Raw genomic sequence first — 23,328 nt, 5'->3', positions numbered from 1 at the left:
GCCCGGGCGGTCAGCCGGCGGGGAGGAGGCCCTCGGCCTCCAGGTAGGCGCGCGCGACGTCCTCGGGGAGCCTGCGCCAGCTGTCCACCCGCTCGTTCATCCGGGCGAGGCCGGCGGTGGTCAGGACGGTGTTGAGCTTCTCCAGGGCCGTGCGGACGCCGTCGCTCCCGGCCCGGGCGCGGTTGACCACGGGGACGATGTGGTCGGCGTTCTGCAGATGGCGGTCGTCGTCGAGGAGTACCAGGCCGAAGTCGTCGAGGGTGGCGTCGGTGGTCGTGGTGAGGACCATCTGGTCCTGGCCGTTCTGCACGGCCTGTTTGGCCTGGGTGGTACCGACGCCCTTGGGGTCGACGGCGGTGATGTCGATGCCGTACGTCTTCTTCAGGCCGGGCGCGCAGTAAGGGCGCCGTACGCACTCGTCCCCGGCGGCGAGCCGGACGGGCAGTCCCGAGGCGCCCAGGTCGCTGAGGGTTTCCAGGCGGTGCTTCTTCGCGTAGGAGGCGGTGACCGCGAAGGCGTTCCGGTCGACGGCCCGGCCCGGCGGGAGCACGGTGAGCCCCCGGGGCGCGGTGAGCGCGCGCAGCGCCTTCATGGTGGCGGCCAGGTCGGGCGACCCGGCGGGCGGGGCGTCCGGGCCGTGGGTCCTGGCGTTCAGCCAGTCGGCGAAGGTGGCCGCGTATTCGGGGACGACGTCGATCTGGCCGTTCTCCAGGGCGGGTTCGTAGATCTCCCGGTTGGTGACGGACAGGATCCGCGCCGAGTACCCGGCCTGTTCCAGCAGCAGGGCGTACATCCGGGCGAGCAGGTCGCTCTCGGTGAAGCCCGCGGAGCCGACGGTCAGGTGCTTGCTGTCGCCCGGTGGTGCCGTGAGGTCTCCCCGGTCCTCCAGGCTGGGCCCGGTGGCGCAGGCGGTGGTGAGCAGCAGCAGGAGCGCCGGAAGGGTGCCGGCCCTCCTGCCGGTCCGCCTCACGCGGTGCCCCCCGCACCGGTGCGGTTTCCACGGGAGTGGTACGGCACCAGCCGCCGGCCGGCTTCGAAGAGCCCTTCGACGATCAGGGCGAAGGCGGCGACGAGTACGGCTCCGGCGACGACCTGCGGGGTGGAGGCGAGGTTGAAGCCCGCCGTGATGATCCGGCCGAGCCCGCCGCCGCCGACCAGCGCGGCGAGGGTGGCGGTGGCGACGAGCTGTACGGCGGCGATGCGTACGCCGGTGAGCACGAGCGGCAGGGCCAGGGGGAGTTCGACCCGGCGCACCGTCTGCCATCCCGTCATGCCCATGCCCCGCGCGGCGCGTACGACGTCGGGGTCGGCCTCGCGCATCCCCACATAGGCGTTGGTCAGCAGGGGCGGGACGGAGAAGAGGACGAGGGCGATGACGGTGGGCCCCTGCCCGAACGAGCCGACCGGGGTGAGCAGCAGCAGGACGAGGACGGCGAAGGTGGGGACGGCTCGGCCGGTGTTGGAGATGTTGACGGCGAGCGCGCCGCCCCTGCCGAGGTGGCCGAGGAGGAGGGCGACGGGGAGGGCGAGGACGCAGCTGATCAGCAGGCAGACGACGGTGAGGAGGAGGTGCTGTCCCAGCCGGGTCCAGATGCCGTCGGGGCCGTACCAGTGGGCGGCGGTGGTCAGCCAGGACCAGGTGCCGGCGAGGATGGTCATACGGCTCTCCGCGCCCAGGGGGTCAGCAGGCGCTGGGCGCCGAGCAGCAGCAGGTCGGCGGCCACGGCGATGAGGACGCAGAGCACGGAGGCGGTGAGGACCTGCGCCTTGAAGAAGGTGTTCATGCCGGAGTAGACGAGGTTGCCGAGTCCCCCGAAGCCGACGATCGCGCCGACGGTGACCAGGGACACCGCGGAGACGGTGGCGATCCTCAGTCCCGCCATGGCGGCGGGCAGGGCGAGGGGCAGTTCGACGGTCAGCAGGAGGCGGAGCGGTCCGTAGCCGAGGCCGCGTGCGGCCTGCCGGGTCTCCTCGGGTACGGCGCGCAGTCCGGCGAGGAGGTTGCGCACGAGCAGGGTCAGTGAGTAGAGGGCGAGTCCGGTGACGACGAGGGTGGCGGAGAGGCCGTACACCGGCAGCAGCAGGGAGAACATCGCGAGCGAGGGGATGGTGTAGAGGACGGTCGTGACGCCGAGCACGGGGGCCGCCGCCCAGCGGCGGTGGCGGGCGGCGAGGGCGAGGGGCAGCGCGACGGCGCAGCCCAGCAGGACCGACAGGGCGGTCAGCTGGAGGTGCTGGAGCGTGGCGTCCCAGAGGATGCCGCGCCGGCTGGTGAGGTAGGCGCCGCAGATCCACTCGTTGCGCGCGAGGCAGTCGTCGGGGGGTGCGGTCACCCGTCCATTGCAGCGGGACGGGTGGAGGGCCGCGCGTGCTGTTCAGCTGTTCGGGGCCGGGGGCCGCCGGGCTTGCGCGCGAAGAAGGCGGCGCTTGCGCGCTCCGCCGCGCTCCCGGGCCCCTCCACCAGCCGGGCCGTGACGGTGAGTCCGGCTCCGTCCAGCAGACCGGCGATACGGTCCGGCGGCAGCAGGTGGGACTCGTACGACACCGGGCGGCCGCCGTACGCCCGGGTGGGGCGCAGGTGTTCGCCGTCGCCCACGTGTCCGGCGAGCATCAGCCGGCCGCCGGGGGCGAGTGCCCGGTGGAACTCGGCGAACACCCGCGGCAGCAGGCCGGGCGGGGTGTGGTGGGTGGAGTAGTACGCGAGGACGCCGCCGAGGCTGCCGTCGTCGCAGGGCAGGCCGGTGAACGTCCCCACGGTGAAACGCACACCGGGGTGGGCGCGGCGGGCCAGGCCGGCCATCTTCGGCGAGATGTCGAGCCCGGAGACGGGCACGCCCAGGGCGGAGAGGTACGCGGTCACCTTTCCGGGGCCGCATCCCACGTCCATGACGGGTCCCGGGCCGGCCTCGCGGACGTCTTCGGCGAAGGCGTGCAGCATGGCGCGTGAGAGCGGGTCGAGTTCCGCCGGGTCCTTGACCCGGGCCGCGTAGTCGGCGGCGACGGCGTCGTAGGACTCCTGGACGGCTGTGAGGTACGCGGGGCGGGCCGGGCGGGTCATCCGCCGACTGTAGGGGCTCCGGCCGGAAGGGGAGCCGGACGGCCCCCGGTGCCCCTTCCGTACGGACCTCCCGGGCAGGCGCCCGGCACCTTCCGGACAGGCGCCCGGCACCTCCCCGGCAGGCGTCCGGCCCGCGGGCGGCGCACCGGCTGATCCGGCCGCCGCTCCCGCGCGCCGGCCCGTGCGGAGGCGCGACCGGGCCTCCGCACGGGCTCCGTGCGGTCCGGGCGGATCAGCCGCCGTTCTCCGGGGTGAGGACGAAGACGGGGATCTCCCGGTCCGTCTTGGCCCGGTAGTCGGCGTAGTCGGGGAACGCCTCGACGGCGCGGTCCCACCACAGGGCTTTCTCCTCGCCGGTGACCTCGCGCGCGATCATGTCCTGGCGCAGGGTCCCGTCCCGCAGGTCCACGTGCGGGTCGGCCTTGACGTTGTGGTACCAGACCGGGTGCCGGGGGGCTCCGCCGAGCGAGGCCACCACCGCGTACTCCCCGTCGTGCTCGACGCGCATCAGGGGTGTCTTGCGGACCTTGCCGCTCCGGGCGCCCCGGGTCGTCAGGAGGACGACCGGCCTCCCCCGGAGGGTGGTTCCCTCGGTGCCGCCGGAGCTCTCGATGAGTTCGACCTGTTCACGGACCCACTGGGCCGGGCTCGGTTCGTACTCGCCCTCGATGGGCATGGCGTCTGCTCCTCTCGTCGGTGGTGCGCTGCGTTTCCATGATGGTCCCGTGTGTGGTGTGGAACACGGAAGAACACCCGGCGGTGGACAGCCCGCGTCCGAACCGTGGATACCGATGACGTATTCCGGCACTTTTCCGTCGCCGCTTAATGCCTTACATCAACTTATTTCCGGTATATCCACCGACCCCGCTCCCCGGTCTCTCCCACGCAGGGCATACCGTGGGGGAAGCGGAGTAAGCCAAGCCTTACCCCGCCGCACTCTGCTCGTGCTCGTTCTGTTCGTTCGCCCTAAGGAACAACACGCCATGACACGCCCCGTCCGCGTCGCCATCGTCGGAGCCGGTCCCGCCGGAATCTATGCGGCGGACGCGCTGCTCAAATCGGAGGCCGCACAGGACCCGGGTGTCTCCATCGACCTGTTCGAGCGCATGCCCGCCCCCTTCGGTCTCATCCGGTACGGCGTGGCACCGGACCACCCGCGCATCAAGGGGATCGTCAAGGCGCTGCACCAGGTGCTCGACAAGCCGCAGATCCGCCTGTTCGGCAACGTCGACTACCCGAACGACATCAACCTGGACGATCTGCGGTCCTTCTACGACGCGGTGGTCTTCTCCACCGGCGCCGACGCCGACCGCGCCCTGGACATACCCGGTATCGGCCTGGAGGGCTCCTACGGCGCCGCCGACTTCGTGTCCTGGTACGACGGGCACCCCGAGGTCCCGCGCACCTGGCCGCTGGAGGCGGAGAAGGTCGCCGTGCTCGGTGTGGGCAACGTGGCCCTGGACGTGGCCCGCATCCTCGCCAAGACGGCGGACGAGCTGCTGCCCACCGAGATCCCGGCGAACGTCTACGAGGGCCTCAAGGCGAACAAGGCGCTGGAGGTGCACGTCTTCGGCCGGCGCGGTCCCGCCCAGGCCAAGTTCAGCCCGATGGAGCTGCGCGAGCTGGACCACTCCCCCAACATCGAGGTCATCGTCAACCCCGAGGACATCGACTACGACGAGGGCTCCATCGCGACCCGCCGGGAGAACAAGCAGGCCAACATGGTCGCCTCCACCCTGGAGAACTGGGCGATCCGTGACGTCGGCGACCGGCCGCACAAGCTGTTCCTGCACTTCTTCGAGTCCCCGGTGGAGGTCGTCGGCGAGGACGGCCGGGTCACCGCGCTGCGGACCGAGCGGACCGAGCTGGACGGCACGGGCAACGTCAGGGGCACCGGTACGTTCACCGACTGGGACGTGCAGAGCGTCTACCGCGCGGTCGGCTACTACTCCCAGGAGCTGCCCAAGCTGCCCTTCGACGTGGTCTCCGGCACCGTCCCGCACGCCGAGGGCCGTGTCCTCGCCGGTGGCGAGCCCATGACCTCGGTGTACGTCACCGGCTGGATCAAGCGGGGCCCCGTCGGGCTCATCGGCCACACCAAGGGCGACGCCAACGAGACGGTGGCCTGCCTGCTGGAGGACCACGCGGCGGGCCGGCTGCCCGCCCCGGCCGAGCCCGGCCCGGACGCCGTCGTCGACTTCCTCGAACAGCGCGGCGTGCGGTACACCACCCGTGAGGGCTGGCACCGCCTGGACGCCCACGAGCAGGCGCTGGGCGCCGAACAGGGCCGCGAGCGCGTCAAGGTCGTCGAGCGCGAGGCCATGCTGGACGCCTCCGGGGCCTGAGCCTCCCGGTGCCGCGCCCCGGCGCTCCCGCCCGGGGGCCGGGGCGCGGCGCCGTGCGCCGGGTCCGCCGGGGTGCGGCCGAGGGTTGCGGCGCCGCCGCTTCGCGCTCTGCCGCAGGTGGGGCCGTTAGACTCGGCGGATGGCGAAGTATTTCGACGTACACCCCGAGAACCCCCAGCCGCGGACGATCAGCGGTGTGGCCGCGAGCATCCGGTCCGACGCGCTGGTGGCCTACCCGACGGACTCCTGCTACGCCCTCGGGTGCAGACTGGGCAGCCGTGAGGGGCTCGACCGGATCAGGGCCGTCCGGCACCTCGACGAGCGCCATCACTTCACCCTGATGTGCCAGAACTTCGCCCAGCTCGGCCAGTTCGTACAGATCGACAACGACGTGTTCCGCGCGCTGAGGGCGGCGACGCCCGGCCGGTACACGTTCATCCTGCCGGCCACCAGGGAGGTGCCGCGGCAGCTGCTGCACCCCAAGAAGAAGACGGTCGGTGTCCGCATCCCCGACCATGCCGTCGCCCAGGCGCTCCTGGCGGAGCTGGGTGAGCCCCTGCTCTCCAGCACGCTGCTGCTGCCCGACGAGGAGGAGCCGCTGACGCAGGGCTGGGAGATCAAGGAGCGTCTCGACCATGTCGTCGACGTGGTCCTGGACTCCGGTGACTGCGGTACGGAGCCGACCACGGTGATCGACTTCTCCGGTGGCGAGCCGGAGATCGTGCGCCGGGGCGCGGGGGACGTCTCCCGCTTCGAACAGGGGTGACCGTACTCCGGGCGGGGGCGCCGGTCACCTGTGGCCCCGGCGCTCCCCTCCCGGGATGCGGACACCCCCGCGGGGCTGGTTCCGTGGAGGTGTCCGCTCCGTACGGCCCCAGGGAGTGATCATGAGCGAGTCGGACGAGCTGCACGGGCGCGCGCGGAAGATGCGCGACAAGGCCAGGGAACTCAAGGACAGCGCCGCGCACACCTCGGATCCCGAGGAACGCGAGCGCCTCCAGGACCGGGCCGACCGGCTGGAGGCGCAGAGCGAGCAGGTCAGCTGGATGGCGAGCGGTGACATCTATCCGCGTGAGTGAACGCCTCCCTCCGGTGCGGTGGTGCCGGGCGCCGTGAGCCCTGCCAGGCGGGCCAGCCGGGTCAGGGAGTCCACGAGGGCGGCGCGGTCGTGGGTGCTCGTCGTGACCATGACCTCGTCGGCGCCGGTCTCCTCCACCAGCTGTTCCAGCCCGGCGGCCACCCGGTCCCCGGTCCCCGCCAGGTGGCCGCGCAGACCGCTCTCGAAGAAGCCGCGTTCCCGGTCCGTCATGGTCCTGTTCTCGATCTCCCCGGCGGGGGCGAGCGGCGGGAACGTGCCGTGGGTGCGGGAGTACGCCATGGCCCATGCCTCGGGGAGCAGGAGCCTGCGGGCCTCCTCCTCGCTCCCGGCGACGGCCACGGTTCCCGAGACGATCACATAGGGCTCGTCGGCCCAGGCGGACGGACGGAACGCCGTCCGGTACCCGTCGACGGCGCGTACCAGCTTCTCGCGGGTGCGGAGGTCGCCGACGACCAGGGGGAGTCCGGCGGCGGCCGCGAGGGCGGCGCCCTCACCGGTGGCCAGGACGTACGGGGGGATCCGCAGGCCCTCCGCGGGCCGGGCGTGCACCCCGGGGTGGGCCTGCTGGGTGCCGTCCAGCCAGCCCAGCAGTTCGGCGAGCTGCCCGGCGAACGCCCGCGCGTCCTGTTTGTCCCGGCCCAGCGCCTTGCGCACCCCGTCGGTGAATCCGACGGAGCGCCCCAGCCCCATGTCGATCCGGCCGGGGAAGAGGGAGGCGAGCACCCCGAACTGCTCGGCCACGACGAACGGCCGGTGGTTGGGGAGCATCACCCCTCCGGTGCCGACGCGGACGGTGGAGGTCGCGGCGGCGACCGCCGCGGCCAGCACGGTCGGCGCCGAGCCGGCCACCCCGGGCACCGAGTGGTGCTCGGAGACCCAGAAGCGGTGGTAGCCGAGGTCCTCGACCGTGCGGGCCAGTGCGACGGTGTCCCGCAGCGCCTGGGGGGCGTCGTGCCCCTGCCGGGTACGGGAGCGGTCGAGGAAGGAGAACCGGAGAGGTGCGGAGAAAGGGCTCACCCTTTGGTCAACGCGCTGCCGGTGTACGGATTCCCGGCCCGGCGGCACCCGGGCGCCGCTGTCCCGCGTGCCCCGCGGCGGGACCGGCCGACTGCGGGGCCGGCCGACGGCGGAACGGGCCGCGCGGCGGGCGGTCAGTCCTCGGCGGGCGGTTCCGCCGCGGTGCCGCTGTCGGCCAGCAGGGCCGTCCAGCTCTCGGTGAGCACCGACACCAGCCGGTCGCGCTCGATGTTCCAGCGGCCCTCGCGCCAGTGCTGCGCCACGTGGTGCAGCTGGGCGAAGGCGAGCACGGCACGGGTGTGCCGGACCTCCGGGTCGAAGCGCCCCGCCTGTTCGAGGCCCTCCTCGATGTCGGCGATGACCTCCTCGAACCACTCGTCGACCAGCCCGCGCAGTTCCGGGTCGACGACCGACGCCTCGATGGTGATGTTCATGTAGGGGCGGATCGTGTCCCACTGCTCCGCCCGCTCGCCGAGCCAGGCGGCGAGCGAGGCGTACGTGCCCTGTTCGACGGCCGAGACCAGGCCGCCGGCGGTCGAGCCGTGCCGGGCGGACGCGCCCCGGCCGAGGATCTCGTTCAGTTCGCCGATCAGGGCGCGTGCCAGGTCGCTGCGTGACTGGAAGTAGGCGTAGAAGGTCACCCGTGTCGTCTCGGCGGCCGTGGCGATGTCGTTGACCGTCGTCGCGGCGTATCCCTGGGCCTGGAAGAGCTCCATCGCCGTGGCGAGGAGGAGCTTCCGCGTCATCTCCTTCTGTGCGGCGCGCAGGCCCGCCATCTCCGCCGTCTCCCTTCCGGTGCCCGGATACCGCTCGCGCCGGCGTCCCTGGTCGACGGCTTCACACGTGTGCGCCAGCATATCGCAGGGCCGGTCGCCCCAGGTGGCGGCGTGAACCCGCTCCCGCGGCAGGGGGGTTGGGGGCTCCGGGCCGCGGCGTGCGCTGCCCGGGGCCGGGGGCCGGCGGTGCCGGGCGGGTGTTTCAGTCCGCCGCCAGCAGCCGGACCTCGGCGGCGGGTATCCCCTTGGTCCACCAGTGGTCGTACCGCCGGTAGGCCGCGGGATCGCGGCCGGCGAGCAGTGCCGCCAGCGACCGGGCCTCCGGTTCCAGTGCCCGCCAGGTCTCCTCGGGCAGCGGGTGGAACGCGCCGACCTCGACCGCCGTGCCCCGGGGCCGCCACACCCCGGCCACGTACCCGTCGACGAGCACGGTGGGCAGGACGTCGCCGTTGACCCGGATCACGGTCTTGCGGTAGGCGGGCGGTATGACGCGGCTCCGGTCGGCGTACACCAGCAGGGTGCTGTCCCACATCGCCATCAGCCGGGGAGGCGCGGGGGTCCCGGGGTCGGGGCGCGGGGCTCCGGGGAGGTCGTGGAGCACCGCGCCCCCGGGCCCCTCCAGCCGCTCGATCCGGTCGCCGAGCGCCTGGAGCGCCGGCCGGACCCGGTTCTGCGGGACCATCGCGAACTGCGCCATGTCGGCGACGGTGGCGGGCCCGAAGCCCTGGAGGTAGCGCAGGAGCATCGTCCGGAGTCCCTCGGCGGCGGCGCCCGGGTCCGTACGCGGGACGAATCCCCCGGCGGCCGCCGCGTACGACTGCCGGGTGCCGAAGGACCAGGGGCCGCCGGCCGGCGCGTGCCACAGGGGGGCGTACTGCCGGAGCATCCGCCAGGCCGCGGACTCCATCGGCGCTCCGGTGAGTTCGGCCAGCATGCCCCGCAACTCCTCGGCGCTGCGGTCCTGTTCGGCGTAGCGCAGGAGCCCCGGGAGCAGGGCCCGCACGTCGTCGGCCGTGAGGCCGGACGCCCGGAAGCGCGCGTCGCCCAGCCGGGAGCCGCGCAGCACCGGTTCCATCGCCTCCCGGAACGGCCGGTAGTCCTCGGTGTGCACCAGGTGCAGGGTGAGGCGCATCAGTGTCGATCTGACGGCCCGTCGGTCCCTCACCGCCCTGTCCAGAACGGCGGGGTCGAAGCCCTCGACACGGTTCCACAGGGCGATGTAGGGAGAGGCCGGCTGCTGGGCCTGGAGCGCCACCACCCTCCGCAGGGCTTCCTCCGGGCCGATCGGCTCGCGGCGCAGCAGCAACTGCCGGGCAAGTGTGGACCGGTTGAGGGCGCGGGGGGTGATCGGCATACCGGGATTCTCGCTCATGCCCCCCATCGAGTCGCACTTGTGCGCCATGTGGCCCACCCGGAGCACCCGTGCGACAACGCCGCCCCCCGCTCGTGTTCCCATGGCCGCGGGGCGTGCCGGACGGTCCGTCCCGCGGGCCGATGAGCGGAGCGCACGGTGGGCGAGGAGGACGAGGAGAGGCAGTCCTCCCCGAAGGTTCCCTACATGTCCTTGCTGAACCTGCCGCTCAGTTCGGACCTGGACCGGATCGGTGAGCAGATGCACGCCCTGGCCCGCGCGCAGCGGAGCCTGCAGGCACTGCTGGAGGCCGTCCTCGGCATCAGCAGCGAGCTGGAGCTCCCGGCGGTGCTGCGGCGGATCGTCCGTACGGCGATGGACATGGCCGGGGCGCGCTACGGGGCGCTGGGCGTGCTGGACGAGAGCGGGGAGTTCCTCTCGGAGTTCATCCCCCTCGGGCTCAGCTCGGTGGAGCTGAGGAACCTGTCCGGGGTGGAGCTCCCCCGGGGCCGCGGGCTGCTCGGGCACCTGATCCACCACCCGGAGCCCCTCCGGGTGAGCGACATCGGCCGGCATCCGGAATCGGCGGGTTTCCCGCCCGGGCATCCGCCGATGCGGACTCTGCTGGGGGTCGCGATCTCCGTCCGCGGGCGGGTCTACGGCAACCTCTACCTGTCCGGCCGGCGGGACGGGAAGCCGTTCGACGAGCACGACGAGGGGGTGATCCGGGCGCTCGCGGGCACGGCGGGCGTGGCGATCGAGAACGCGCGCCTGTACCAGCAGGTGCGCGGCAGCAGTGAGCAGTTCCAGCGTCTGCTGCTCCCCCGGCTGCTGGACCTCGGCCCCTTCCAGGCGTGCACCATCTACCGGCCGGCGAACGCGCCGGGGCATCTGGGCGGTGACTGGTACGACGCCTTCAAACTGGAGGACGGTTCCTGTGTGGCGGTCATCGGGGACGTCATCGGCCATGACCTGGAGGCCGCCGCTTCGATGTCGCAGATCCGCAACATGCTGCGGGCCCTGTCGTTCGACGGCCGTACGCCCCCCAGTACCGAGCTGAGCCGGCTGGACCGGATCATGCTGGCCACCGGCGGCAACGCCGTGACCACCGCCTGTGTGGCCCGCATCGAGCCCGTGTACGAGGGGTGGATCATGCGCTGGAGCAATGCCGGCCATCCGCCGCCCCTGGTCCTGCTCCCCGACGGGCAGGTGCTCTACCTGGAGGCCGAGCCCGGCATCCCGCTGGGCGTGGATGCGGACATGCCCAGGCCCGACCACACCTACGCCCTGCCGCCCGGCAGTACCGTCGTCATGTACACCGACGGCCTGGTGGAGCGCCATGACGAGCCGCTGGACCGGGGGCTGGAGTCACTGGCGGCGACCGCCGGCCGGCACGCCGGGGACGGGGTCGACGATTTGTGCGCCGCCCTGGCCGACCACCATCCCGGGGACGGGCACGACGACCTGGCCGTGCTCGTCCTGCGGGTCCCGGGCCCGGGGTGCCCGGGCGGCGTCTGCTCCTCCTGAGCGCCCGGGGCCCTGCCGCCCCGACGACAAAAATGCCCGGTCCGCAATTGCGGACCGGGCATTGTGTCACGTACATTAAATGTTTCTGTGCGCCCACAGAAAAGGCCCCGCATCGGGGGCCTCACAAGAAACACGATATCCGGCAGGGAGCCGTCTTGTCAACTCGGGAACACGCCGAATTGCAGCTGGAGCAGGAATTCGTCAACCGGCTCTACGACCGTGTCGACGCGCTGCGCGGGGTCGCCGCCCAAGGCGTCGAGGACGCGTTGACACCGGTGGGGAACGGTCTGCAGGCACGTCTGGAGCGCGATGTGCGGGTCGCCGAACGCTCGGGGCTGCTGGCCGCTCTGAATGCTGTGGACGGCTCGCTGTGTTTCGGCCGTATCGACCTGGCCGGCGGGGAGACACATCACATCGGCCGCATCGGAATTCGGGAGGACGACGCCGAGCACACGCCCGTTCTGATCGACTGGCGGGCCCCGGTCGCGCGGCCTTTCTATCTGGCCACCGGGCATACGCCGATGGGTCTGCGCCGGCGCAGGCACCTCACCACCGAGGGCCGCACGGTGACGGAACTGCACGACGAGATCCTGGACATCGAGGACGGTGAGCGCACCGGTTTCGAGGACCCGAGCGGTGACACCGTGCTGCTCGCCGCGCTGAACTCTGCGCGCACCGGGCGCATGGGCGACATCGTGCGGACCATCCAGGCGGAACAGGACCGCATCATCCGGGCGCCGCACCGGGGGGTCCTCGTGGTGGAGGGGGGTCCCGGGACCGGGAAGACCGCGGTGGCGCTGCACCGCGCGGCCTTACTACTGTACGAGCACCGTGAGCTGCTCTCCAAGCGCGCGGTGCTGGTCGTGGGGCCCAACCCCGCCTTCCTGCGGTACATCGGCGAGGTACTGCCCGCGCTCGGCGAGACCGGCGTCATGCTGGCCACCCAGGCCGAGCTCTTCCCCGGTGTCCACGCGCGCGGAACCGATACGCCCCGGGCCGCCGCGGTGAAGGGCGGCGAGGAGATGGCCGAGGCGCTGGCCCTGGCCGTACGTGACCGCCAGCGGCTGCCCGAGCCCGGTGCGCCGCTGGTCGTGCCGCACGACGACGGCGACCTGGTGCTGGACCGGGAGATCGCCCGTGAGGCCCGGCGAGCGGCCCGTGAGACCCGGCTGCCGCACAACCTGGCGCGCCCGTACTTCGTGTTCCGGATCATCGACGCCCTCACCGCGCAGCTCGCCGACCGGATCGGGGCCGACCCCTACGGCGGCCCGAACTTCCTGGGCGCCGACGACATCGCCCAGCTCGGCAAGGGGGTCGCCGCCAGTGCCCGGGTGCATGCCGCGATCGGTGAGCTGTGGCCCGCCCTCACCCCCGAGGACTTCCTGGCGGACTATCTGGCCGACCCGGTGCACGTACCGCAGGAGCACGCCGACGCGATCCGCCGGGCGCCCGGTTCCGGGCGGTGGACCCCCGCCGACGTGCCGCTGCTCGACGAGGCGGCGGAACTGCTGGGCGTGGACGACAGCGCTGAGCGCGCCGCGGCCGAGGCGGAGCGCCAGGAGCGGATCGCCTACGCCCAGGGGGTGCTGGAGCTGTCGCGGGGGTCGGAGACGTACGAGTTCGAGGACGAGGAGTCCGAGGTGCTCGCCGCCCACGACATCGTCGACGCCGAGCGCATGGCGGAGCGCCACGAGGAGGCCGACCACCGCACTGCGGCCGAGCGGGCCGCGGCCGACCGCACCTGGGCGTTCGGCCACATCATCGTCGACGAGGCGCAGGAGCTGTCGCCGATGGCGTGGCGGCTGCTGATGCGCCGCTCCCCCACCCGCTCGCTGACCCTGGTCGGCGACCCAGCGCAGACCTCCGAGGAGGCGGGTGTCGGTGCGTGGGACCGGATCCTGCGCCCGTACGTCGGCGACCGCTTCGAGCATGTCCGGCTGATGGTCAACTACCGTACGCCCGCGGAGGTCATGGAGCTGGCCGCCCGGGTGCCGCGGGCCGAGGACCCGTCCTTCGAGCCGCCCGGCTCGGTGCGCTCCACCGGCGAGGCGCCGTGGATCCGGGACGCGGGCCGGGACCTGGCGGGCGCGGTGGCCCGGGCCGTCACGGAGATGACCCCGGGTGAGGGGCGTCTGGCGGTGATCGCCCCGCGCGAGTTGCACGAGGAGATCGCCGCCCCGCTCGACCACGTCACGGCGGGCGCCGAGCCCGATCTCACCCTGCCGGTGGTCCTGCTCGACCCGCGTCAGGCCAAGGGGCTGGAGTTCGACCACGTACTGGTGGTGGAACCCGGCCGGTACGGCACCAGCGATCTGTACGTGGCGCTCACCCGTGCGACGCAGCGCCTGGGTGTCCTCCACCGGGAGCCGCTGCCCGCATCGCTGCGCTGACGGCCCCCCGCCCGGCCCGGGACGCCCCCCGCGGTGTCCGTTCCTCCGGCGCCTGTCCCGGCGGTGCCTGTCCCAGCGCGGGCGGCAGCGGCTCGGAATGCACGATGTCCAGGCGGGAGACGGCCCGGGTGAGCGCCACGTACAGGCGGTTGAGGCCGCGGGGCCCCTCCTCGACGACGGCCGCGGGGTGCCGCCAGGGCGCCGGTGGCCGGCGCCCTGGCGGGCGCCTTCGGGCGCTGTCCCACCAGGTGGCGGGGGGCTTGTCCGAAGCGTCCGGAGCCAGTGGGATGGAGCTATGGAGAAAGCGCTTTCACCCTCGGCCGCCGATCCCGTGGCCCCCTTCGACCACCTCGATCACCGCTACCGCGGCGAGAACCCCGTCCGCACCCTCGGCCTCCTCTTCCGCCCCGATCGCGGCCGCCTCGCCCTGGCCGCACTCATCTTCGTGGTGAAGCACAGCCCGATCTGGCTGCTGCCGTTGATCACCGCCACCGTTCTCGACGTGGTCGTGGAGCACGGCCCGGAGTCGGGGATCTGGAAGTCGACGGGCGTCCTGCTGTTCATCCTCGTCATCAACTACCCGCTCCACCAGTGGTACGTGCGGCTGCTCGGCGGCAGTATCCGCCGTATGGGCACGAGTCTGCGTTCCGCGCTCTGCCGCCGGATGCAGCAGTTGTCCATCGGGTACCACTCCCGGGTCAGTTCGAGCGTGCTCCAGGCGAAGGTGGTCCGGGACGTCGAGGCCGTGGAGCAGATGGTGCAGCAGAGCTCCGACATGGGTCTCGGCGCCGTCGTCACCCTGGTCGGGGGGCTCGTCGTCATCGGGGTGCGGGTGCCCGAGTTCCTGCCCGTGTTCCTCGTCGTGGTCCCGGCGGCGGGCTTCCTCGTGATGAAGCTCCGCGCGCGGCTGCGCAGCCACAACGAGTCCTTCCGCCGCGAGGTGGAACAACTGTCCTCGCGGGTCGGGGAGATGACCGCGCTGATGCCCATCACCCGCGCCCACGGTCTGGAGCGGACCGCCCTCGGCCGGGTCGACGGTTCCCTGCGCCAGGTGTTCGCGGCCGGTCTGCGCCTGGACATGATCAACGGCCGCTTCGGTTCGCTGTCCTGGGTGATCCTCAACACGCTCGGCGTGCTGTGCCTTTCCGGTTCCGCCCTGGTGGCCTACCACGGCTGGATGGCCCTCACCCCGGGGGACGTGGTGATGCTGAGCGCCTTCTTCACCGTACTGACGGGGTCGGTCACCACGCTGCTCGGCCTGGCTCCGGTCCTCACCAAGGGCCTGGAGTCGGTGCGTTCGGCGGGAGAGGTGCTGCAGGCGCCCGACCTGGAGAACAACGCCGGCAAGGCGCGGGTGGAGAGCGTGACCGGCCGTATCGACTTCGAGGACGCCGGCTTCGCGTACGACGACGGGGAGCAGGCGGTCGACGGCTTCACCCTGTCCGCACGGCCGGGTGAGACCATCGCGCTGGTCGGTGCGTCGGGTGCGGGGAAGTCGACGGTGCTCAACCTGCTGATCGGTTTCATCCGGCCCACCTCGGGCCGGATCCTGCTGGACGGCACCGACATGGCCGGGCTGGACCTGCGGACCTACCGGCGCTTCCTCTCGGTGGTGCCGCAGGAGTCGATCCTCTTCGAGGGCAGCATCCGCGACAACGTCGCGTACGGCATGGGGGACACGGACGAGGAGACGCTGACGCGTGCCCTGCGCGACGCCAACGCGCTGGATTTCGTGTCGGATCTGCCGCACGGTCTCGACACGGTCGTCGGGGAGCGGGGCGCGCGGTTGTCGGGCGGGCAGAAGCAGCGGCTGGCCATCGCCCGCGCGCTGATCCGCGATCCCCGCGTCCTGGTGCTCGACGAGGCGACGTCCGCGCTGGACAACCGTTCCGAGGCCCTGGTGCAGGAGGCCCTCTCCCGGCTGGTGCACGGCCGCACGGTGTTCGTCGTCGCCCACCGGCTCTCCACCGTCCAGGGCGCCGACCGCATCGTGGCGATGGAGAACGGCCGGATCGTCGAGGTGGGTACGCACGAGGAACTGCTGACCACGGGAGGCGTGTACGCCGGGCTGCAACCCGCGCAGCCGAGGTGACGGCAGGCGGGGGCCGGGCCCGGGACGGCGACCGGCGGGGGGAGCGGCAGGGGACCGGACCGGGCCGGGATGACAGCCGGGCCCGGGGCGACGGCCGGGCAGGCCGGACCGGCCACCGGAACGCGCTTGTCACCACGCGGGCGCGGGCACTAGGGTCGCCACGCCTTGGTGAACGGGAAATCCGGTGTGATGCCGGTGCGGCCCTCGCCACTGTGATCGGGAAGTCCTGCTCCAGCCCTCACGGGCAGCCACTGGGTCCTTCGACCCGGGAAGGCGGAGCACGGGCGGTGGTACCCGCGAGCCAGGAGACCGGCCAAGGCGCTTCAACCATCCACGAGGTGCTGGAGAGGGTCTGCCGAGTCATGCACATAGCCGAGGGTTTTCTTCCTCCGGAGCACGCGATCGCCTGGGGTGTCGCGTCCGCGCCGTTCGTCGTCCACGGGGTGAGATCGCTCACCCGTGAGGTCAAAGAGCATCCGGAGAGCACCCTGCTCCTGGGTGCGTCGGGTGCCTTCACCTTCGTCCTGTCGGCCCTGAAACTCCCTTCCGTCACCGGGAGTTGTTCCCATCCCACCGGGACGGGGCTCGGGGCGATCCTGTTCCGGCCGCCCGTCATGGCGGTGCTGGGCACCATCACCCTGCTGTTCCAGGCGCTGCTGCTGGCGCACGGTGGTCTGACCACGCTGGGCGCCAACGTCTTCTCCATGGCGGTCGTGGGGCCCTGGGCCGGGTACGCCGTGTTCCGGCTGCTGCGGCGCTGCGGTGCCGCCCTGATGGCGGCGGTGTTCTCCGCGGCGTTCGTCGCGGACCTGTCGACGTACTGCGTCACCAGTGTGCAGCTGGCGCTCGCCTTCCCCGATCCGGGAAGCGGGTTCCTGGGGGCGCTGGGTACGTTCGGTTCCGTCTTCGCCCTCACCCAGATCCCGCTCGCGGTCAGCGAGGGGCTGCTGACGGTGCTGGTGATGCGTCTGCTGGTGCGGTCCAGCAAGGGCGAACTGACCCGGCTGGGCGTGTTCCTGACGCGCCGGGCGAACGGCGCGGGTACGGCCGCCGGGGCGGTGGCCCGATGACGAAGCACACGAAGGTCAACGCGCTGCTCCTGCTGGCGGTCGCCGCGCTGGCGGTGCTGCCCCTGGTCCTCGGGCTCGGCGACCACAAGGAGGAGCCGTTCGCCGGCGCCGACGCGGAGGCGGAGACCGCGATCACCGAGATCGACCCGGACTACGAGCCCTGGTTCTCCCCGCTGTACGAGCCGCCGTCCGGCGAGATCGAGTCGGCGCTCTTCGCCCTCCAGGCGGCTCTCGGCGCGGGGGTCCTCGGCTACTACTTCGGGGTGCACCGGGGCCGGCGCCAGGGTGCCGGGCCGGCGGGTCGGCAGAACGGCGCCGGCGGCTCCCGCCCCGGCGAGTTCTGATCCGGCCGTGCTGCCGATCGACGAGGCGGCGCACAGCAGTCGCTGGCGCCGCCGCCATCCCGTGGACAAGGCGGTCCTGGGCCTCGGTCTGACCGTGCTGGCCATCTCGCTGCCGGCCTGGCCGGGGGCGGCCCTGGTGCTGGTCACGGCGCTGGTGGTGCTGCTCGGCCCGGCGGGCGTGCCGGCCCGCCGGCTGTGGCGGGCCTACCGGGTCCCGCTGGGCTTCTGTGTGACCGGGGCGCTCCCTCTGCTGGTGCGGGTCGGCGGGCCCGAAGGGTTCGTCGGCCTGGCCGGCGGCGGGCCCCTGCGGGCCGGGGAGCTGCTGCTGCGGACCTCGGCCGCGTCCCTGGGCGTGCTGCTGTTCGCCTTCACCACCCCGGTGTCGGACCTGCTGCCCCGGCTGGTGCGGGCCGGGGTGCCCGCACCGGTCGTGGACGTCGCTCTGGTGACGTACCGGATGAGCTTTCTGCTGCTGGAGTCGGTACGCCGTGTCCGGCAGGCGCAGGCCGCGCGGCTCGGGCACACCACGCGGGCGGCGGCCTGGCGGTCGCTGGGCGGGCTCGGCGCCACCGCTTTCGTCCGGGCCTTCGACCGGGCGGCCCGGCTCCAGTCGGGGCTGGCGGGGCGGGGGTACGACGGGACGCTGCGGGTCCTGGTGCCCGAGGTCCCGGTGTCCGCCCGCTTCCTGACGGGCAGTGCGGTGCTGCTCATCGCTCTGGCCGTTCTCACCTCCGTACTGGAAAGGCCGCTGTCGTGAGTGAGTCCGCCGTGAGTGAGTCCGCCGTGAGTGGGTCCGCCGTCCTGGTCGCCCTGCGGGGGGTGTCCTTCTCCTACGAGGACGGGCCGCCCGTGCTGGACGGACTGGACTTCGAGGTGCGCGAAGGGCGTACGCTCGCGCTGCTGGGCCGCAACGGCAGCGGCAAGACGACACTGATGCGGCTGCTCAGCGGGGGTCTGCGGCCCCGGGAGGGTCTGCTGACGGTCGGGGGGCAGCCGGTGCGTCACGACCGGGCGGGGCTCACCCGGCTGCGGACGGCCGTCCAGCTGGTGGTGCAGGACCCCGACGACCAGCTCTTCGCCGCGTCCGTCGGCCAGGACGTGTCCTTCGGGCCGCTCAACCTGGGACTGCCGGACGCGGAGGTGCGGGCACGGGTGGAAGAGGCTCTGGCGGCGCTGGACATCGGTGCGCTGGCCGACCGCCCCACCCATCTGCTGTCGTACGGGCAGCGGAAGCGGACGGCGATCGCGGGCGCGGTGGCGATGCGGCCCCGGGTCCTGGTCCTGGACGAGCCGACGGCCGGCCTCGACCCGGACGGCCAGGAGCGGCTGCTGGCCACGCTCGCCTCGCTCGGTGCCACCGGCACCACGGTGGTGATGGCGACCCATGACGTCGATCTCGCCCTGCGCTGGGCGGACGACGCCACGCTGCTGACGGCGTCCGGCGCGCACACCGGTCCGGCGTCCGTGGTCCTCGGCCGTGACGATCTGCTCGCCGCCGCCGGTCTCCGGCTGCCGTGGGGTGTCGCGGTGGCGCATCTGCTCCGGGCCCGGGGGCTGCCGGACGCCCCGGTGCCCCGTACCCCGTCCGAACTCGCGGACCTGGCGGAACGGATACCGGGAACAGGCGGCTGACGCGGCGTCAGCGTGCTGTGGCGGCAGGTGCGTCGCTCTTGTCAAGGGGGCCTGGTGACACCTCTGGCCGGGGGCCGGGACGTACTGATCTCGCGGTGCGGTCCTGGCAGGCTCGTCGGCGAGGGAAGAGCCACCGCCCGCTCAGGCCGGGCGATCACCAAGGGGGAACATCCATGCAGCGCAAGCGACTCGCCGCCGCGGTCCTGCTCGCCACCGCACTCACCGCGACGCTCGCCCCGGCGGCGGCGGCCCACCGGCCGGACCCGGTGCAGCGCCGGCTCGACCAGCTGGTCGCCCGGGACGGTGTGCCGGGCGCTCTCGCGTACGACGGCAGGGTGACCCGGACCGCGGGGGTCGCGGACCTGGGCACGGGCAGGCCGATGGTCGGCTCCGAGGGCCGGTTCCGTCTCGCCAGCAACACCAAGCCGTTCACCGCCGTCGCGGTGATGCGGCTGGTGGCGGACGGGCGGATCGGACTCGACGACCGGGCCGGCGCCCATGTGCCCCAGCTCGCCACGAGCACCGTCACCGTACGGCAGTTGCTGAAGCAGACGAGCGGACTGCCGGAGTACACCGCACTGGTGGACTGGACCCGGGCCGGGACGCCCGAGGAGTACCTCGCCTCGGCACTCGCCGTCGCACCGGAGTTCGAGCCCGGCACCGGCTGGGGGTATTCCAACACCAACTACCTGGTGCTCGGGATGGTCATCGACGAGGTGACGGGCACCGGCTTCCGTGACTACGTCGAACGGACGGTCCTGCGCCCGCTGCACCTGGACGACACCTACTGGCCGGCTCCCGGTGAGTTCACCCTGCGCGGCCCGCACGCCCGTAACTACGGTAAGCATCCGGCTGCCCCGCAGGCCGGCCGGGTCGATGTCACGGAGCTCCCGGGGTACGAGTTCGGGGCGTCCGGCGGGCTCGTCTCCACACCCGAGGACCTCAACGCCTTCTGGAACGGCCTGTTCGGGGGCGATCTGCTCCCGGCCTGGGCCGTGCGGCTGATGACCCGGGACACCACCGGCGTCGGGGGCCGCGACGTCTACCCGGCCGGGAGCCGCTACGGCTACGGTGTCGCGTCGGTCCCGCTCAGCTGCGGCGGTGTCTACTGGGGCCACGGCGGGGACCTGCCGGGTGACTCGGTGGGCGGCGGCCGGGCCGCGGGGGGCCGGGGCACCGTCACCGTCTACACCACGACCTGGGCGGCGGAGGGGGACGGTCTGCGCCACCTCCAGGGCGCGGTGGACGCGGCCCTCTGCGCGAAGGACCGCTGACCGTACGGACCGGGCGGGCGGGGGCGGTTCAGGTGAGCGGGTAGCCGACGATGCTGTGGGTGACGGCCGGGCTGTCCTCCGTCGTGTAGTAGTGGCCTGCCCGGCCGTCGAAGCGGGCGCTGTCACCGGCGTGGAGTTCGTAGGGCGTCCCGTCGACGACCAGGGTGACGCGTCCCGCGATGACCATGACGTACTCGACGGAGTCCGTTCCGTGCGAGCTGAGCTGGCTCTGGGCGTGCGGGTGGAGGCGGGAGCGGTAGACCTCGAAGCGGCTGTGGCCGTGCGTGGCGAAGAGCAGGTTGACGGCGCTCTCCCCCTCGGGCTCGTCGAGTTCGCCGGCGCGCAGGATCTCCGGTTCGCGCAGGGAGCGGCGCAGCAGGTCGACGGGGTCGGCCCGGAGCACCGTGGCGATGCGGGTGACGACGTCGAGGGTCGGGTTGGCCTCGCCGCGTTCGATCTGGGAGAGCAGGGCCTTGCTGATACCGGTGGCGGCGGACATCTCGCGCAGGCTCCATCCCTGGGCGAGGCGGCGGCGGTTGAGGTTGACCGAGAGAGCCTCGCGTACCGGACCGCCGCTGGACGGCGGGCGGCCCGGTTCCGCCTCACCGGCGGGCGCGGGCACCGGCAGGCCGGCGGGCGGCAACGTCGTGGACGTCTCCTCCGGCTGGGCAAAGGGTCCGGTGGGCGACACCCTTCCTCCTGATGGTTCGTCGGTGCGACGGCGGTCGCCGTCTGCGTCGGCGTCGGTCAGTCTATGGCCGTGTCCCCGGGGCGCCGGCCCGTCGGTCCGCGTACGGGGCGGGGCCGCGCTGCCGGATCGTCCGGGGCGGGGGCGTCCCCGCCCGCGTGCGTGACCGTGCCCCCGCCGGCGGAAGCGCGGGGGCACGGTCACGCACGGTACGGTCCGCGTGCCGCCGGGCGGAGCCGTGGTGTGCCGGGAGGGTGCCGCACCCCTCGGCCCGGTGGTCGTGCCGGGGAGCGGCGCGGCCGGTGTCAGCAGATGACGTGGACGGCGTCGGTCCTGTTGTCGGCGGAGGCCGGGAGGGTGAAGCCCTCGCCCGGGTTGGCGTGGACGAGGTGCTCCCAGGCGCTGCCGTTCCAGTTCGCGAGATTCACCCGGTGGCTGGTGCGGTTGTAGATGGACGTGGCCCGGTCACCGACGCCCGAGAGACCGATGTTGTCGAACCAGCAGCCGTCCGACGCGGTGTAGAAGCGCCCCACTCCGCCCGCCGAGTCGTACAGGCAGACGCTGCCCACCGGGCAGTCCCACGCGGCGGCCCGGGCGCTCGGTGCCGTCGGTGCCGCTCCGGCCGGAGCGGCCGTCAGGGTCAGCCCGGCGGTGAGAGCCGCGGCCAGCGCAGCAGCCTTGAACTTCATTGCACACTCCCCGAGTTTCCGGACGCCCGTCGGCGGGCGTCCGCTTTCAGCGACCGGAGCACTCCCGGTCTGGTCACCTCCCTCATGCGCCGGCCGGCCGGCCGCCAAGCCTTCCTCCGCCTGAACCCACCCCCACAGCCGAGCGCTCGGCTCGCGGGGCGGCCAGCCGTACCGGCGTGCGCACCGGCGCACGTACACGCCTGCGCGGGAGTTCGCGGCACACCCTGACACGGCACAGCCGGCCGGGGCCCCGCCGCGGTGGCGGGGCCCCGGCCGGCTGTGCCGGCGTGCGCTCCACCCGGTCACCGCGACGGCCGAAGGGCTGGCGGCGAGGGGCGTACCGGTCAGGCGTGGCGGCGGTTGCCCGTGATGACGCGGTACAGCACGAGGAGGATGAGCGAGCCGACGATCGCGGCGATCCATGTGGAGAGGTCGAAGAAGCCGTCGATGGAGTCGACGCCGAAGATGACCTTGCCGAGCCAGCCGCCGAGCAGACCGCCCGCGATACCGATGAGCATGGTGATGATGATGCCCCCGGGGTCCTTGCCCGGCATGATGGCCTTGGCGATGAGGCCCGCGAGCAAGCCGATGATGATCCAGGCGATGATGCCCATAATGCCTCTCCTGTCCAGGGTGTGAAGACGGTGTCAAGAGCCGTCTTTACCGTGCCGGTATTTTCAAACGTCGGTCACACGGCCTCTTGCCGTGGTGGGCGGCCGGAGGGCCGGGCTGCGGCGGACGGCTCCGCGCCGGGGCCCGTACCCCGTTCGCGCCGGGGCTCCGGGGACCGGCCGGCCGCGCCGGGAACAGCCGGGCGGGCCGGCGCGGTTGCATCCACCGGGGGGCCGGTGCCGCGCGGGCGGGGACAGGGGACCGCAAGGCCGTCCGCCCCGCAGGGGCCCGGCCCCGGGACACGCGGCGCGCCCGCCGCGCGTCCGGACCAGAACGTACTTTCTGCAGAAGGACTGTCGCATGACTGACCGGCCGCTGACGCTCATGGCAGTGCACGCCCATCCCGACGACGAGGCCACCGGGACCGGAGGGGTCCTCGCGCGGTACGCGGCGGAAGGCATCCGCACGGTCCTCGTGACCTGTACCGACGGCGGCTGCGGTGACGGGCCGGGAGGTGCCAAGCCGGGCGAACGGGGGCACGACCCGGCGGCCGTCGCCCTGATGCGCCGTCGTGAACTGGAGGCGAGCTGCGACGTCCTGGGGATCAGTGACCTGGAGACGCTGGACTACGCCGACTCCGGGATGATGGGCTGGCCGGGCAACGACGCCCCCGGGGCCTTCTGGCAGACCCCCGTGGAGGAGGGCGCCGCCCGGCTCGCGGAACTCATGCGCCACTACCGGCCCGACGTGGTCGTCACCTACGACGAGAACGGCTTCTACGGCCACCCCGACCACATCCAGGCCCACCGCATCACCATGGCCGCGCTGGAGATGACCGCGCTGGCACCGAAGGTGTACTGGACGACGACGCCCCGTTCGATGATGCGGCGGTTCGAGGAGACCATGCGCGAGTTCCAGGAGGACATGCCGGAGCCGGATCCCGCCGAGGCCGCCGCGATGGCCGAGATCGGCCTCCCCGACGACGAGATCACCACATGGGTGGACACCACCGCGTTCAGCGGCCAGAAGTTCGATGCGCTGGCCGCGCACGCCAGTCAGGGCGAGAACATCTTCTTCCTCAGGATGGGCAAGGAGCGGTTCGGTGAACTGATGGGCACGGAGACCTTCGTACGTGTCAAGGACACCACCGGCGCGGCCGTACCCGAGAACGACCTCTTCGCCGGACTGCGCTGATCCGTCCGGGAGGCCGTACGCCGGTGTTCCGCACGCCCGGCCGCGGGTGACGCCGGCGGAGGGCCGGCGTGGCGGCGGTGGAGGGCTGTCGTGGCGGCGGCGGGGGCCGGCGTGGCGGCGGGGTCATGAGGCCGGCCCCTCGCCCTCGGCCGGCTGTGGTGCCGGTGAAG

Annotated in this window: 23 protein-coding genes and 1 riboswitch; of the genes, 12 read left to right on the top strand and 11 right to left on the bottom strand. The window is 72.9% G+C overall.

The annotated features are described in order from the left end of the window. Positions 1–10: 10 nt before the first annotated feature. The 5 genes from CP967_RS33015 to CP967_RS32995 form a co-directional block, all read right to left on the bottom strand. Positions 11–970, bottom strand: coding sequence for an ABC transporter substrate-binding protein (locus CP967_RS33015; protein ID WP_150491486.1), 960 nt, complete (start codon positions 968–970; stop codon positions 11–13). After that, a complete protein-coding gene (locus CP967_RS33010) occupies positions 967–1,659 on the bottom strand; it encodes an ABC transporter permease (RefSeq protein WP_150491485.1) in 693 nt (230 codons plus the stop codon). The genes CP967_RS33015 and CP967_RS33010 overlap by 4 nt, the downstream gene beginning before the upstream one ends. Continuing rightward, on the bottom strand, positions 1,656–2,333 hold the full coding sequence (locus CP967_RS33005; RefSeq protein WP_150491484.1) for an ABC transporter permease: 678 nt from the start codon (positions 2,331–2,333) through the stop codon (positions 1,656–1,658). The genes CP967_RS33010 and CP967_RS33005 overlap by 4 nt, the downstream gene beginning before the upstream one ends. Continuing rightward, positions 2,330–3,058: a class I SAM-dependent methyltransferase gene (locus tag CP967_RS33000; protein ID WP_150491483.1), complete on the bottom strand. Its 729-nt coding sequence runs from the start codon at positions 3,056–3,058 to the stop codon at positions 2,330–2,332. Before CP967_RS33000 ends, CP967_RS33005 begins: the two co-directional genes overlap by 4 nt. Positions 3,059–3,290: 232 nt before the next feature. After that, positions 3,291–3,734 carry a nitroreductase family deazaflavin-dependent oxidoreductase gene (locus tag CP967_RS32995; RefSeq protein ID WP_150491482.1) on the bottom strand — a complete coding sequence of 148 codons (444 nt, stop codon included), beginning with the start codon at positions 3,732–3,734 and terminating at the stop codon, positions 3,291–3,293. A 307-nt stretch (positions 3,735–4,041) separates the two neighbouring features. Between CP967_RS32995 and CP967_RS32990 the strand changes: the two genes are divergently transcribed. The 3 genes from CP967_RS32990 (at position 4,042) to CP967_RS32980 (ending at position 6,482) form a co-directional block, all read left to right on the top strand. Beyond that, complete coding sequence (locus CP967_RS32990; RefSeq protein WP_150491481.1) at positions 4,042–5,403, top strand: FAD-dependent oxidoreductase; 1,362 nt, start codon at positions 4,042–4,044, stop codon at positions 5,401–5,403. A gap of 139 nt (positions 5,404–5,542) precedes the next feature. Then, on the top strand, positions 5,543–6,169 hold the full coding sequence (locus tag CP967_RS32985) for an L-threonylcarbamoyladenylate synthase (protein WP_150491480.1): 627 nt from the start codon (positions 5,543–5,545) through the stop codon (positions 6,167–6,169). A 121-nt stretch (positions 6,170–6,290) separates the two neighbouring features. Continuing rightward, positions 6,291–6,482 (top strand): DUF6381 family protein, encoded by a 192-nt coding sequence (locus CP967_RS32980; RefSeq protein ID WP_150491479.1) that lies wholly within the window; start codon positions 6,291–6,293, stop codon positions 6,480–6,482. Here CP967_RS32980 and CP967_RS32975 read toward each other — a convergent pair. From CP967_RS32975 to CP967_RS32965, 3 genes are all read right to left on the bottom strand, one after another. Further along, positions 6,467–7,519, bottom strand: a complete 1,053-nt coding sequence (locus CP967_RS32975) for an MsnO8 family LLM class oxidoreductase (protein WP_150491478.1) — start codon at positions 7,517–7,519, stop codon at positions 6,467–6,469. The genes CP967_RS32980 and CP967_RS32975 overlap by 16 nt on opposite strands. A gap of 134 nt (positions 7,520–7,653) precedes the next feature. After that, positions 7,654–8,295, bottom strand: coding sequence for a TetR/AcrR family transcriptional regulator (locus tag CP967_RS32970; RefSeq protein ID WP_150491477.1), 642 nt, complete (start codon positions 8,293–8,295; stop codon positions 7,654–7,656). Positions 8,296–8,497: 202 nt separating this feature from the next. After that, on the bottom strand, positions 8,498–9,667 hold the full coding sequence (locus tag CP967_RS32965) for a winged helix DNA-binding domain-containing protein (RefSeq protein ID WP_229888448.1): 1,170 nt from the start codon (positions 9,665–9,667) through the stop codon (positions 8,498–8,500). A 186-nt stretch (positions 9,668–9,853) separates the two neighbouring features. Between CP967_RS32965 and CP967_RS32960 the strand changes: the two genes are divergently transcribed. The 8 genes from CP967_RS32960 to CP967_RS32920 all read left to right on the top strand — a co-directional run bounded on the left by CP967_RS32960 (position 9,854) and on the right by CP967_RS32920 (position 19,975). Continuing rightward, on the top strand, positions 9,854–11,173 hold the full coding sequence (locus tag CP967_RS32960; protein WP_150491475.1) for a PP2C family protein-serine/threonine phosphatase: 1,320 nt from the start codon (positions 9,854–9,856) through the stop codon (positions 11,171–11,173). 179 nt (positions 11,174–11,352) lie between these two features. After that, positions 11,353–13,563 (top strand): HelD family protein, encoded by a 2,211-nt coding sequence (locus CP967_RS32950; protein WP_150492162.1) that lies wholly within the window; start codon positions 11,353–11,355, stop codon positions 13,561–13,563. A gap of 295 nt (positions 13,564–13,858) precedes the next feature. Beyond that, complete coding sequence (locus CP967_RS32945) at positions 13,859–15,655, top strand: ABC transporter ATP-binding protein (RefSeq protein WP_150491474.1); 1,797 nt, start codon at positions 13,859–13,861, stop codon at positions 15,653–15,655. 149 nt (positions 15,656–15,804) lie between these two features. Continuing rightward, positions 15,805–15,987: riboswitch (cobalamin riboswitch) on the top strand. Positions 15,988–16,017: 30 nt separating this feature from the next. Continuing rightward, on the top strand, positions 16,018–16,725 hold the full coding sequence (locus CP967_RS32940) for an energy-coupling factor ABC transporter permease (protein WP_150491473.1): 708 nt from the start codon (positions 16,018–16,020) through the stop codon (positions 16,723–16,725). Continuing rightward, the gene (locus tag CP967_RS32935) at positions 16,722–17,069 is read left to right on the top strand and encodes an energy-coupling factor ABC transporter substrate-binding protein (RefSeq protein WP_150491472.1); all 348 of its coding nucleotides are present in this window, start codon (positions 16,722–16,724) and stop codon (positions 17,067–17,069) included. The genes CP967_RS32940 and CP967_RS32935 overlap by 4 nt, the downstream gene beginning before the upstream one ends. A gap of 7 nt (positions 17,070–17,076) precedes the next feature. Then, a complete protein-coding gene (gene cbiQ, locus CP967_RS32930) occupies positions 17,077–17,826 on the top strand; it encodes a cobalt ECF transporter T component CbiQ (protein WP_150491471.1) in 750 nt (249 codons plus the stop codon). Positions 17,827–17,852: 26 nt separating this feature from the next. After that, complete coding sequence (locus CP967_RS32925) at positions 17,853–18,701, top strand: energy-coupling factor ABC transporter ATP-binding protein (RefSeq protein ID WP_150491470.1); 849 nt, start codon at positions 17,853–17,855, stop codon at positions 18,699–18,701. A gap of 173 nt (positions 18,702–18,874) precedes the next feature. Then, positions 18,875–19,975 (top strand): serine hydrolase domain-containing protein, encoded by a 1,101-nt coding sequence (locus CP967_RS32920; RefSeq protein ID WP_150491469.1) that lies wholly within the window; start codon positions 18,875–18,877, stop codon positions 19,973–19,975. Between the two features lie 28 nt (positions 19,976–20,003). Here the strand turns inward: CP967_RS32920 and CP967_RS32915 are convergent, their stop codons facing one another. From CP967_RS32915 to CP967_RS32905, 3 genes are all read right to left on the bottom strand, one after another. Further along, positions 20,004–20,666: a helix-turn-helix domain-containing protein gene (locus tag CP967_RS32915; RefSeq protein WP_229888447.1), complete on the bottom strand. Its 663-nt coding sequence runs from the start codon at positions 20,664–20,666 to the stop codon at positions 20,004–20,006. 302 nt (positions 20,667–20,968) lie between these two features. Further along, positions 20,969–21,352, bottom strand: a complete 384-nt coding sequence (locus CP967_RS32910; RefSeq protein ID WP_150491468.1) for a peptidase inhibitor family I36 protein — start codon at positions 21,350–21,352, stop codon at positions 20,969–20,971. Positions 21,353–21,696: 344 nt separating this feature from the next. Then, complete coding sequence (locus tag CP967_RS32905) at positions 21,697–21,966, bottom strand: GlsB/YeaQ/YmgE family stress response membrane protein (RefSeq protein ID WP_150491467.1); 270 nt, start codon at positions 21,964–21,966, stop codon at positions 21,697–21,699. Positions 21,967–22,324: 358 nt separating this feature from the next. On the opposite strand from CP967_RS32905, the gene CP967_RS32900 reads away from it, so the two are divergent. Continuing rightward, the gene (locus CP967_RS32900) at positions 22,325–23,158 is read left to right on the top strand and encodes a PIG-L family deacetylase (protein WP_150491466.1); all 834 of its coding nucleotides are present in this window, start codon (positions 22,325–22,327) and stop codon (positions 23,156–23,158) included. The last annotated feature ends 170 nt before the right edge of the window (positions 23,159–23,328 follow it).

Source organism: Streptomyces nitrosporeus (assembly GCF_008704555.1).
Lineage (GTDB): Bacteria > Actinomycetota > Actinomycetes > Streptomycetales > Streptomycetaceae > Streptomyces > Streptomyces nitrosporeus.
Note: the sequence above shows the minus strand (reverse complement) of the source record. Positions and strands in the feature narration are given on the sequence as shown.